Source organism: Imperialibacter roseus (genome assembly GCF_032999765.1).
In the GTDB taxonomy this organism is placed as follows: domain Bacteria; phylum Bacteroidota; class Bacteroidia; order Cytophagales; family Cyclobacteriaceae; genus Imperialibacter; species Imperialibacter roseus.
This window is the reverse complement of sequence record NZ_CP136051.1, coordinates 5,738,911-5,750,113: the sequence shown is the minus strand read 5'-3', so window position 1 is coordinate 5,750,113 and position 11,203 is coordinate 5,738,911. Positions and strand designations below refer to the sequence as shown.

At 48.1% G+C, this 11,203-nt stretch carries 9 protein-coding genes; 6 read left to right on the top strand and 3 right to left on the bottom strand.

Going from position 1 to position 11,203, the window contains the following annotated elements; genetic code table 11:
• The first annotated feature begins 55 nt into the window (after nt 1–55).
• Nucleotides 56–460 carry a MaoC family dehydratase gene (locus RT717_RS24175; RefSeq protein ID WP_317488911.1) on the top strand — a complete coding sequence of 135 codons (405 nt, stop codon included), beginning with the start codon at nt 56–58 and terminating at the stop codon, nt 458–460.
• A 3-nt stretch (nt 461–463) separates the two neighbouring features.
• Here the strand turns inward: RT717_RS24175 and RT717_RS24170 are convergent, their stop codons facing one another.
• Both RT717_RS24170 and RT717_RS24165 read right to left on the bottom strand, forming a co-directional pair.
• On the bottom strand, nt 464–820 hold the full coding sequence (locus RT717_RS24170) for a hypothetical protein (protein ID WP_317488910.1): 357 nt from the start codon (nt 818–820) through the stop codon (nt 464–466).
• Nucleotides 821–840: 20 nt separating this feature from the next.
• A complete protein-coding gene (locus tag RT717_RS24165; RefSeq protein WP_152001444.1) occupies nt 841–1,296 on the bottom strand; it encodes a TerB family tellurite resistance protein in 456 nt (151 codons plus the stop codon).
• Nucleotides 1,297–1,494: 198 nt separating this feature from the next.
• On the opposite strand from RT717_RS24165, the gene RT717_RS24160 reads away from it, so the two are divergent.
• The 5 genes from RT717_RS24160 to RT717_RS24140 all read left to right on the top strand — a co-directional run bounded on the left by RT717_RS24160 (nt 1,495) and on the right by RT717_RS24140 (nt 8,620).
• Nucleotides 1,495–3,042 (top strand): DUF4301 family protein, encoded by a 1,548-nt coding sequence (locus RT717_RS24160; protein ID WP_317488909.1) that lies wholly within the window; start codon nt 1,495–1,497, stop codon nt 3,040–3,042.
• 233 nt (nt 3,043–3,275) lie between these two features.
• On the top strand, nt 3,276–3,824 hold the full coding sequence (locus RT717_RS24155; protein WP_317488908.1) for an RNA polymerase sigma factor: 549 nt from the start codon (nt 3,276–3,278) through the stop codon (nt 3,822–3,824).
• Nucleotides 3,821–4,537 carry an energy transducer TonB gene (locus RT717_RS24150; RefSeq protein ID WP_317488907.1) on the top strand — a complete coding sequence of 239 codons (717 nt, stop codon included), beginning with the start codon at nt 3,821–3,823 and terminating at the stop codon, nt 4,535–4,537. The genes RT717_RS24155 and RT717_RS24150 overlap by 4 nt, the downstream gene beginning before the upstream one ends.
• Nucleotides 4,538–4,548: 11 nt before the next feature.
• Entirely contained in the window at nt 4,549–7,068 is a 2,520-nt protein-coding gene (locus tag RT717_RS24145; protein WP_317488906.1) for a T9SS type B sorting domain-containing protein, read from the top strand.
• A gap of 10 nt (nt 7,069–7,078) precedes the next feature.
• On the top strand, nt 7,079–8,620 hold the full coding sequence (locus RT717_RS24140) for a PorP/SprF family type IX secretion system membrane protein (protein WP_317488905.1): 1,542 nt from the start codon (nt 7,079–7,081) through the stop codon (nt 8,618–8,620).
• Nucleotides 8,621–8,683: 63 nt separating this feature from the next.
• On the opposite strand, the gene RT717_RS24135 is transcribed toward RT717_RS24140, so the two are convergent.
• Entirely contained in the window at nt 8,684–11,176 is a 2,493-nt protein-coding gene (locus RT717_RS24135) for a zinc-dependent metalloprotease (RefSeq protein WP_317488904.1), read from the bottom strand.
• Nucleotides 11,177–11,203: the final 27 nt, after the last annotated feature.

Sequence of the window (11,203 nt, the reverse complement as noted above, 5' to 3'; positions counted from 1 at the left end):
GTTGTGCGGAAGTAGTTGTAAAAAAGCCCTTATATTTAAGGCAAACAAAGCTACTATGCTGAAAGTCGGAGATACTTACGAAATGCCTTTTTCACTTACTCAGGAGCAGGTCAATGCCTTTGCCGAGCTAAGCGGTGACAAAAACCCGGTACACATCGATGCGGCGTTTGCTGCCAATACCTCTTTTAAGAAACCAATCGTTCACGGAATTTTCAGCGCAGCCATTTTCTCCAGGATACTGGGCACCATTTTTCCTGGCGACGGCACCATCTATCTCGGTCAGACGTTGCAATTCAAAAGGCCGGTGTACCCAGGGGAGGACTACCAGGCGAGAGTGGAGGTGGTAAGTCTTGACGGGAGAAATTCGGCCATCATTGCCACAGTGCTCACGCACGTTGCCACGGGAAAGGCCGTCATAGAGGGCGAAGCCAAGGTGATGCACAAAGAGCTTATTCCTTAGTGGTCACTTAGGTTTTATTATTTCCCAGGTGATGGAGTACCGGGCGATTTGCTTGGGGTCGGCCAGCTGCATATCGGTGGTGTAGGGCCCACCTGGCTTGTCGATGAGCATAGTGATTTTGCCCATATAGTCGTTGGGGCTGAGGTAGTCGTAGTCCCACACCTCCAAATCAACCTTTTCGTTCTCCTTGAAGCCGTCAATGACATGGTCAACTTCCAGTGATTCGGCCTTCATGCGGTACCACTTCTCATCCACGGGCCATACTTTCTTTTTGTTGATGACCAGAAATACTTCGTCGCCATCGTTTTCTTCATAAAAGTAGCAGTGAATGTTGATGATTCTGATAGATAACGCTTCCATAGGTTGATTGGATGTTGAGTTTAAAGAATAGTTTGTCGGAGTTTGTCGGCTGCCCGTTCCATTTCAACAAGCGCCTCCATGGCCATTACTGTTTCCTTGTTCACTTTAAGAATTCGGGCACATTCATCTACGCTTTCACGCTCCTTGTCAGAAAAATCCCCATCGGCATAGGACATCCTGATGGCGTCGTAAAGCATAAGCTTGCTGTAGTTTGCTATTTGATTGGGGTTAAGTCGTTGGAAAATTTCGCCAAGATCAGCATTTTCCCAGTCGAACTCTTCCCAGGCAGCAATGAGGTCGGTACCTACTTTCAAAGACTGCCCAAGGTCTTCGGTAAGCCAGTCCATTTCGGGGTCTGACACATCCCCATCCGCCCCGGCAATAGTGAGCAGCGCAAAGCCATAGTCCTTCCAGTATTTCTTCGGCACGATGCTCATACCGTAGAAGGTAGGTGATATTGTCAAAAATTCGTTCATGATGGAGACATATGCTTTAGGTAGACAAATTACGAAGACTTTTGATTTTTACGAATTAACATTTTTAAAGCGTAAGACCCTATGGCGAATAACACAAAGGAGCTTATAGTAAGAATTCTTATCCATTTTAACCTTGGATTTATCGACCCCTTCACCTTAATTAGGTGAAGCTAATTGCCGACTTAAACGACTTACGAAATGTTTTCCAGCAGCGATATTGATTTCATAAAAAAGAGAGGCTCCTCAACTGACGTAGTGGAAGCTCAAATTCAAAACTTCAAAGACGACTTTCCTCCTTTGAAGCTGGAAAAGGCAGCGACTATTGGAGACGGCCTTAGTAAGTTGTCGGAAAAGGACATTGATGCGAGGCTGAAAAGCTATGAAAGCGCAACTGCTTCGAAAGCCATTGTGAAGTTTGTGCCTGCCTCCGGAGCGGCCAGTCGTATGTTTAAGGATCTGTTCAGCTTTATGGAGGAGTACACAGGCTCAGAGGCCGACTATCAAAAGCTCACAGCCAATCAGAAGAGCGGCTCCATGTTTGATTTTTTCAAGCGGCTGGAGGATTTCGCTTTTTACGATGACTTGAAAAATGCTTATGCAAAGTCAGGCACGTCGCTGGAGGAAGCTCACTTAAAACGAAAGTATGTTTCTATTCTTGAATACCTGTTGCTCGACAGGGGACTTGGCTACGGCCAGTTGCCAAAGGGGCTTTTGAAGTTTCACAAAAAGAACGGTGTTGCCAGAACTCCTGCGGAGGAGCACTTTGTGGAAGGAGCCAACTATGCTAAATCGTCGGACGGTAGTGTAAAGTTGCATTTTACGGTAAGCCCTGAACATCGGGCCAAATTCAAAGAGCACGTGGCTGCCGTGCAGGCGGGCTATGAAAAACAGTACGGGGTAAAATTCGAGGTAAGCTTTTCCGAGCAGAAGGCATCTACTGACACCATAGCCGTGGACATGAGTAATCAACCCTTCAGGGAAAACGACGGCGGGCTACTTTTCAGGCCGGCCGGCCATGGGGCATTGCTATCCAACCTCAACGACCTTAATGCCGACGTGATATTTGTTAAGAACATAGATAATGTGGTGCCCGACCGACTCAAGGAAGACACATTTGTCTATAAGAAGGTGATTGCCAGCCTTCTGTTGGAATACCAAAGTAAGATTTTCGGGTTCCTTGAAAAACTTGAAGCTGGTGGTGCAACTACGGCCGATCTTGACGCCATGTACGACTTTTTGGAAAAAGAGCTTTGTACCAGCAATCATACTACCGCCAGAACAGCGTCGGCTGCGGAAAGATCGGCTTTCCTCAAAGGCAAATTCAACCGACCCATCCGCATTTGCGGCATGGTGAAAAATGAAGGAGAGCCGGGAGGAGGGCCGTTTTGGTGCAAAAACCCTGACGGTACTGTGTCGCTACAGATCGTGGAAAGTGCGCAGGTTGATTTGAAGGATGCAGGGCAAAAGAAAATTTTCGAAGAAAGTACACACTTTAACCCGGTTGACTTGGTGTGTGGTACCAAAGACTATAGCGGGAAGAAGTTCGACCTGATGAAATTCACCGACCCCAAAACGGGCTTTGTTACCGAGAAATCGAAAGATGGCAAGGCCCTGAAGGCACAGGAGCTCCCCGGACTTTGGAACGGTTCGATGAGCAATTGGAACACCGTGTTTGTTGAAGTGCCAGTTTCAACATTTAACCCTGTCAAGAAAGTAACCGATCTGCTGAAGGATCAGCATCAGTAGAAAAACATATTCCTTTTGTTAAAAAGCCATTTGAATTAAGATCTGGTTCCTGGCGGGTATAATATGCGGCGCTGTGGCTGTCGTTGTACATCAAACTGCTTTCATCTGTAACCTCAGTGCCAACTAATCCCGGTTTCCAGGGAAAAATATTTTTTCATCTTCTGTATCTTTTCCACTCTTCCCCGTTACAGGGCCGAAAGTTTCAAAATTCTGACCAATCAAACAGCGCAAAAGTGGAGTTGGACGAACACGCACTTATAGAGCAAGCCAAGCAAGACCCCAAAAGGTTCGGCCCTATCTATGAGAAGTACCACGAACCCATTTTCCGATTTGTTTATGCTCGAATTGGCCAGCTTGAGGCTAGTAAGGATGTAACCTCTTCAGTGTTTTATAAGGCCCTGGCCAATTTGAAAAAATACCAGGTTCGGGGCCTTTCTTTTTCTTCCTGGCTGTATCGGATTGCGCTGAATGAATGCTACGACTTCTTCAGGTCAGGAAAGAAACACAGAACTGTAGCGCTCGATGACTACATGGGCGTCAACCTGCTGGAGGAACTCCAATTCGGCGATAGCGAGCAGGAAGTATGGATGAACTCATTGCCGGTGTTGCTTGAGTCTTTGGAGCCGAAAGATCTGGAGTTGATAGAAATGAGGTTTTTCGAAGGAAAGAGTTTTAAGGAGGCGGCAGATATTTTGGACATTACCGAAAACAATGCCAAAACACGTAGCTATCGCTTGCTGGAAAAAATGAGGAAAGAGGTCAAAAAACTTGTCGTGAAATGAAATACCAATTTGTAAAAAAGAGACAAGAGATCAGTACAGAACAAATCCACTCACTGAGGGATTTTGACTCAGTGCTGGCGGGGAGTAAGCAGGTTTCCGGCCTGGCGTATTCCGGGAAGCTGCTGTGGGGGCTGGCTGTTATTCCGGCTATCGGGATTATTTATTTACTCACGCTTGGCAGGCCCTCAGTCAGCGACAAACAACCAACTTTGGCAGAGGTGCCGGTGAAGGAAGAGGCCGTCTCGGCAAGCCCTCCAGTTGAAGCTGCACCGGCGACCAGGCTCGATGATCAAATGCAGACACCATCTCCAACACAAGAGCCGGTTACAAAACCAAAAACATCGACACCGGCTGAAAAGAAAAACGTGCAACCATCGGAGAATCAGGAAACTAACCAGGTACAAAAAGAAGATGTATACCTGAATGCCGAGCCAAAGGATGGGTTCGACCTTTTTTATGCTTTTATCGAGAGCGAGCTGACCTACCCGGAGCTGGCAAGAAAAGACAGCGTTCAGGGCTACGTCAAGGTGATGTTTTCTGTGGATGTTGATGGCACGCTCAAAGACATTTCCATAGTCGAGTCTTTAGGAGATCTTTTTGATAACGAGGCTATCCGTATTATCAAACGAAGCCCTGCATGGAAACCCGCCTCCTTCAACGGCTATCCTGTCAGCAGCAGGATGTCAATTAAACTCACCTTCAAAGTAGAATAATAAAAACGACCATGAATACACTAAAAGCACTTGGTTTTAGCATCCTCGGGTTGCTTTGTTTTAGTCACCTCCGGGCGCAAACATTTGAAGCAGTGGATACGCTCAGCGTAAGCGGTATCGAGAATGTATCGATGAAGTGGGTTGATTTGAATAACAACCTGCTTTACGATCTGATACTTTATGGCAACGATACCCTGGGCAATGGAGTACTTCAGGTGTACCTCAATGAAGGACAAGGGAAGTTTACCCTACAAAGCGCCTCCTTTCCGAATGTCCGGATTTCAGAGCTACAGCCAATCGATTATGACAGAGACAGAAAAATAGATCTCGCTTTTTCTGGTATAGTCAACGGCGCCGACACCGTTGTTTCAGTACTGCTGTCCAGGGAAAACTTCACTTTCGAATTGCTTCCAACACCAGTGTTGAACGGGCCCGTGGAGGCATTCCAATTTATAGACCTGAATTATGATACTGTGAATGACCTGCTCATCGCTCGGCGAAACGATGAAGATAGTATCGAACTTAAAGTATTGAAGGGCACCGCACCAGGCTTTGAGGACCTGATGATAGAGTTTCCTCTTTTTACCGAAGGGGGATTTTTTGCCCTGGATATTGATAGTGACGCCAGAAAAGATTTGTTGCTGTCAGGTTTCAGGCAAGGGCAGTCATTTACCAGGCTTTATAAAAACAACGGCAGCTTTGAGTTTGTTGATTCTGCCAATTTTGGCTTCGAATACGAACAAATTGTGCAGGAATCTGATACGTCATTTTTTGTGGCCGTGGATCATCAGGTAGAGGCGATCGCCTTGGGTGAGTATGATGGCAATCGCAGGCCTGATGTTTTTGTGAGAGGAAAAAGCTCCATGGGGGAGGATTTAAATGTTCTTTACCGAAACAATGGGGGTCGGATAGTGGCAGATCAGGACAGTATGTTACGTAACTATAAAATTCAGGCCTCACATATGGCAGATTTCGACTCGGATGGCAAAACGGATCTTTGGCTAAGTGCTTCCCGAAACGACTCGACCTTTGTTTTTTGGTACAACAACTTAAATGCATTTGCGGAGGCTGAGCCTGTTTACCGGGACTCTCTCCTTCTTACTGAATTTGCCGATTGGGACCAGGATTTCAACCTGGATTTTGTAGAGTTGAGGCAGGCCCGTGAAGGCATGAGCTTGATCTTTTTTGAGAATCAAGCAGACTCTATTAATAAGGCTCCGTCGCTTCCGTTTCCTCAATCTGCCGTGCAAACAGCCGCCGGAGAAGTGAAAATAAGCTGGCAAGCAGCGCTCGATTCATTAACAGATAGCACTTCTCTTTCTTATGATGTCCTGCTAACAGATGCTGATACTGCAGCTTTATTTGACTCGAACATGAGCGCCAAAACCTTCAGCCTTCAGCAGCCCAACCACGGGAAAGCTTTGTATGCCGATCACCTTAACTTTAATGATTTGGCGCAGGGCAACTATCTCTTCCTCGTTATTGCGGTGGACAATGCCTACAATGCGCTCGGCACAGGAACCCTTCAACTATTCAACTTTGCGATTTGCGACGCCGAATTGGTTGCCAGTTCAGTAGAGCTGTGCCCTGGTACACCGGAGCTATTTGGTGAGCAGGGCATCAAAAGAAACTGGTATTCAGATTTGTATGGTGCTCTTGGCCAGACAGATTTGTTAGCTTATTCGCCCATTGGTGCCGATGTGCTTTATGGTACTGTTGCCGATGTAGCGGATTGCGGGAGCGGGCAGTTGGTTTATAACATAACCACCAAACCACTGGATTCCCTATCAGCGGATATTGACGACCTCGTTCAAGTATGTGAGGAATCGGAAATTACTTACGAGCTGCCCGACACATGGACAAACGTTATTTGGAGCTCGGCGGCTTTGGGCACTATTGGCGAAGGATCAAGCCTCACATTCGCTGTTACGCAGGCAGATACAATATCCGTAGTGGCAGCCAACGAGTTTGGCTGTTTTGACAGAGCCGAGAGCGTCATCGCTTTCTTCGATCCGCAAGTGTCAGATACTTTGATCACGATATCTCCCGGTGAATCAGCCGACATCACTGCCTTCGGTGGTCAGGCTTATGAATGGAGTCCTGCTAATGAATTTGACGACCCGTTTAATCAAAAGCAGACAGTTTCTCCCGACGAAACAACGGATTATCAAGTGCTGGTCAAAAATGACGCAGGTTGCGAACGCCTGTTCAACATCAGGGTGGAGGTTGGGCAGCTCGGCGGAGTAGCGAACCTTTTTTCTCCTAATGGCGACAACCGAAACGACCAGTTTTTCCTTCAGCTTTCTACCGTTCCGGCAACTATCGATTTTCGGGTATATGCCAGGTCGGGAGGACTGATCTACCAGGAGTTGGACGTCGCAAGGGCTGTCAGTGAAGGATGGGATGGCACACACAAAGGTGAAAAGATGCCTCCCGGAGTATACTACTGGCGTGTGGAAGGGACATATAGCGATGGCCGCCCGGTGCTGCTCAACGGAAAGAAATCTGGAAAAATTAACCTCGTAAGATAGATCACGGCTAATGATGAGGTGGAGGCTCCGGTTTTTAGTTTACTTTCTTTTGATGCTTTGCGGCCAAACAATGTTGGCCCAACAATTCAATTTTTCACAGTATGGCTTCACTGACCAGCGAGTCAATCCGGCGCTGGTGGGTATTGGGAATTACTGGAAGGTAGGCGGAGTGCACCGCCAGCAGAACACGGGGCCTCAATTCGATATAAAGAGTACCTCACTGTCCGCCAGCTACCCATTGGTTGCACCGGGGAGGGGCCGAACTTTGGGAGGTATTGGAGTAACTTTTTTGGACGACAAGGCTGGAGAAGGGAAGGCGTTTAAAACACAGGAAGTTGGGCTGAGCTATGCCATGCAAGTGCGCACAGCCAGAAACCAGCAGCTGGCTCTTGGCGTGGGTCTTTTCGCCCAAACAAGAAAATTCAGCTACGACGATTTCTTCACGAGCCAACAATACATACCCAACCGGGGTTATGATCGCTCGATTGACAATGGCGAGAGCTTCGACGAGTTGCGCCGCTCTTTTGGTAGGTTGAGCATTGGTTTGCAGTGGGAAAAGCGAGACAAGAACAACTCCAGGCTTGCCCATTTTGGGTTGTCGAGTTTTGACATTAACCAGCCCAGGGAGGCATTTATCGACTCGGACTACCGAATCCGAACCTCATTCATGCTCAATGGTGGTTTCCAACTTTATCAATCGGGGTCGATGAGTCTTTACCCGGAGGTGCTTTATACCTACAACGGAAGAAACAATCAGCTCAACGCTGGCATCAACTGGCGGTATATGCTGGCCAGCAAAGGTTTCGTCGAGTTGAAAGGAGCCTATTTGTCTGGGGGGCTTTTTTTGGCCGGATTTCAATTTGGCCGGGACGAGTTTCGCATGGGGGTCAGTTACGATGTGCCGACGAATGGGAGTAATACCGCCAACCAGGGTGCCTTTGAATTTGGCTTCGAGTTGAAAGGGCTTGTGACCAGGGCCGCCAAATCAAAAACCAAAAGACGGAAAAAACAGAAAACAGCGAAGAGTAAGAGCAAGCGACCTTCACCTACCAACGAGGCAAAGCGACCGGCTGTTCCGAAAGAAAAGGTGGAAGAAACCGCTGCGGCAGACACCGGCACTGCCGATGTGCCGACAGAGGAGGCTGATACCAACATTGCCGCCTCACCCGATGTAAAAACGGGCGTTGAGCAAGTAGAGTTTGAGAATTTTAAACCGGAAAAAATTACCGAAGAGTTAGGTTTCGAAACCAACAAAACAAGCATCAATGCCAACTTTAAACAAAAACTGGACGAGCTGGCTGACCGACTTGAAAGGGAACCGTGGCTGAAAGTTGATATTGTGGGCCATACGGATAATGTAGGAAGTGAGGCCGCCAATGAGGCACTTTCTGTTGCCCGAGCAGCGGCAGTGGAGGCCTATCTGCTGAGCAAAGGCATTGCCAGAGAGCGGCTCACAACAGAAGGCAAAGGAGAATTGGAGCCAGTTAGCTCAAACGACACGGCCGAGGGAAGAAGCCAGAACAGAAGAGTTGAATTGATTATTCACAGGTAGTTTAAGACAATCGGAGTAAAGGAAGTTCCGGGGTGCCACGCACCCCGGAACTTTTCTTTTTGCTCAAAATCCGCACGCCATTCCCTCGTCCATGCCAATAGGAGAGCCGTCAGGCGCTTTCGTTTCTTTGTAGTATTCTTTGACAACTTCTGGCTTCTCGAAAAACAGACCAAGCTGAGCAGAGGCCATGGTCAAATGCGCCTTTTGATCTGAATCACTTTCAGACTTCACCTTTGCATCGATCCAGCTTTTCAGGTCTTTCAATTGCAAGTAGGTAATAGCTCTTGCCTGATCGCTGGCGCCGGTATTGATACTGAGGTTCATCAGGTGGTACATCACCAGCTTGTCGACAGTGCGCATGATTTCTCCATGATAGCCGGCAGGATGTGCCTTCTTCCATGTACTGGCTGTCAACTTGTTGAGAAGTGCGCTGAAGTCAGGTTGCGCAGCGTTGCGGGCATGGTGCTCAACAAGTCTGGTCGCTCTTTCCGGGTGGATCAGGTAAGACAGCGTAAGGTCGGCGGCAGTTTCAGCAGCCGACAATGGGTCAAACGCAACACCTGTTCGTGCCTCAAACGTTTCCCTCGTTCTCGGATAGCCGTAAGGCCTGGGAGGAATTTGCTGAATGAGCTTTTCGGGCAAGGCCAAAGCTTCTGGAGTCATCGTAGCCAACAGCGCATCGAATGCCTTCATCTGCATGGCAGGCTCCAGGTATTTGGTAGTGAATTGCCCGTCTCCTTTTATGGCGTAGTTGTAATTAAGCCCGCCAACCACTTTCGATGTGGCGTCTACCTGATAGCGATGGAACAAGTACATGGGAGCCAGCGCCTCTTCTATCAGTGCCATGGGGGCATCGGGGCGAATGGTCTTTTCGGAAAAATCATCAAGTATTTTTCTTCTCACCGCCATCATTCGATTCAGTTCGTCGGCAGCATCAGTGCCGTTGTCCCACAAGTGGGAGTAAGGATGGGCTCCACCGACGGGCCTTGAGTCCTGATCGGTAATATGCATCAATCCTTTGCTGAAAGTTTCTTTGATGATTTTATCAAGCGCCGCTGCTTCGTCGGTTCCGTCGGGAAAGTCAGAATAACCGTATTTAATTATTTGCTTATCCAGCTCGCCAATGCCAACCGCATAGGCTTCGGAAAGATCAATATTCCCATTCTCATCCATTTTCACATACGGGTGTGGATAGTCCATCACCGACGCTCTGTTATTAACACTGGATGCATAACTGTGAACAATGCCTAGCGTGTGCCCCACTTCATGTGCTGAGAGCTGACGGATACGGGCCAGCACCATTTTCATCATTTCATCGGAAACCGGCTTGCCGTCTTCATACGGAGACAAAAGCCCTTCTGCTATCAGAAAATCTTGGCGTGCTCTCAATGAGCCGAGGCTCACATGCCCTTTAATAATTTCGCCCGTTCTTGGGTCGGCAACAGATGCTCCGTACGACCACCCCCTGGTTGACCGGTGGATCCATTGAATCAGGTTGTATCTAACATCCATCGGGTCAGCGTCTTCAGGCAGCATTTTCACCTGGAAGGCATCTTTGTAACCTGCCGCTTCGAACGCCTGGTTCCACCAAGCTGCTCCTTCAAGCAGCGCTGAGCGAATAGGCTCTGGTGTGCCTGGGTCGAGGTAGTAGATGATAGGCTCAACCGCCTCACTCACTGCGGCATTGGGATCAACCTTTTCTAATCGGTGACGATTGATAGTCCTTTTCGTGATGGGTTCGTCAATCGGCGTGGCGTAGTCCATATAAGTGGTGCCGTAGTAGCCCGACCTTGGGTCAAATGCCCTTGTTTTGAACCTTGAGTCAGGTAATTGTACCATAGAATGGTGCATCCTGACTGTTACGGCTTCCGGAGAAGGAACCACGGATCTGATCCAAGCCCCAGCAGGTGTGCCGGTGAAGGTAATGGTGGCTTCAAACTCGCTGTTTTCAGGAAAGTTTTTGGTCATTTCGGTGTAAATCATTGACCTGCTTTTGTCCAGGCTATAATTGCCTTGTTTGGCTCTGCTTAGTCGCTGACTTACTCCATGCGAATCTCTGAGAAGAAAATCGGTAAAGTCTACCAGCGCTGACCAGTCTTCTTCGGCCAGCACATCAAAACCCCAGATAGCCGACTGTGCAAATGCTTGCTCCACCGACTTTCTTTCAAGTGCGTCGTTGCTGATGGCACGGTAGTCGTAGTTGGGCTGAATCATCAGTATTTTTGGTCCGCTTCTGACAAACTTCACAACTTTTTCACCACCAAGCTGTCCTCTGTCGAGCCCTATGTCGTTGGAGCCAATTCCGGCAGGCAGGGAGCTGATGTATAAAAACTCAAAATTTAGTTTGTTTACTTCAAGGTATACTTTGCCTTTTTTGGAGTCCCAGTAAAAAGGAAAAAAGCCTTCATACTTTTCCATCCCTGATGTAAAACCAGCAATGTCCTTGGTAGCGGAGGCGACGCTCGCCCCTGAAGCAGGGGTAGTGGCCACGGGGGCCTGGGAGGCTGTGCACGATGCCAATACAAAGCCCAAAATAAAGAGGTAAATTTTTCTCATAATGAATGGTTTTCGAAAGATTTGCTA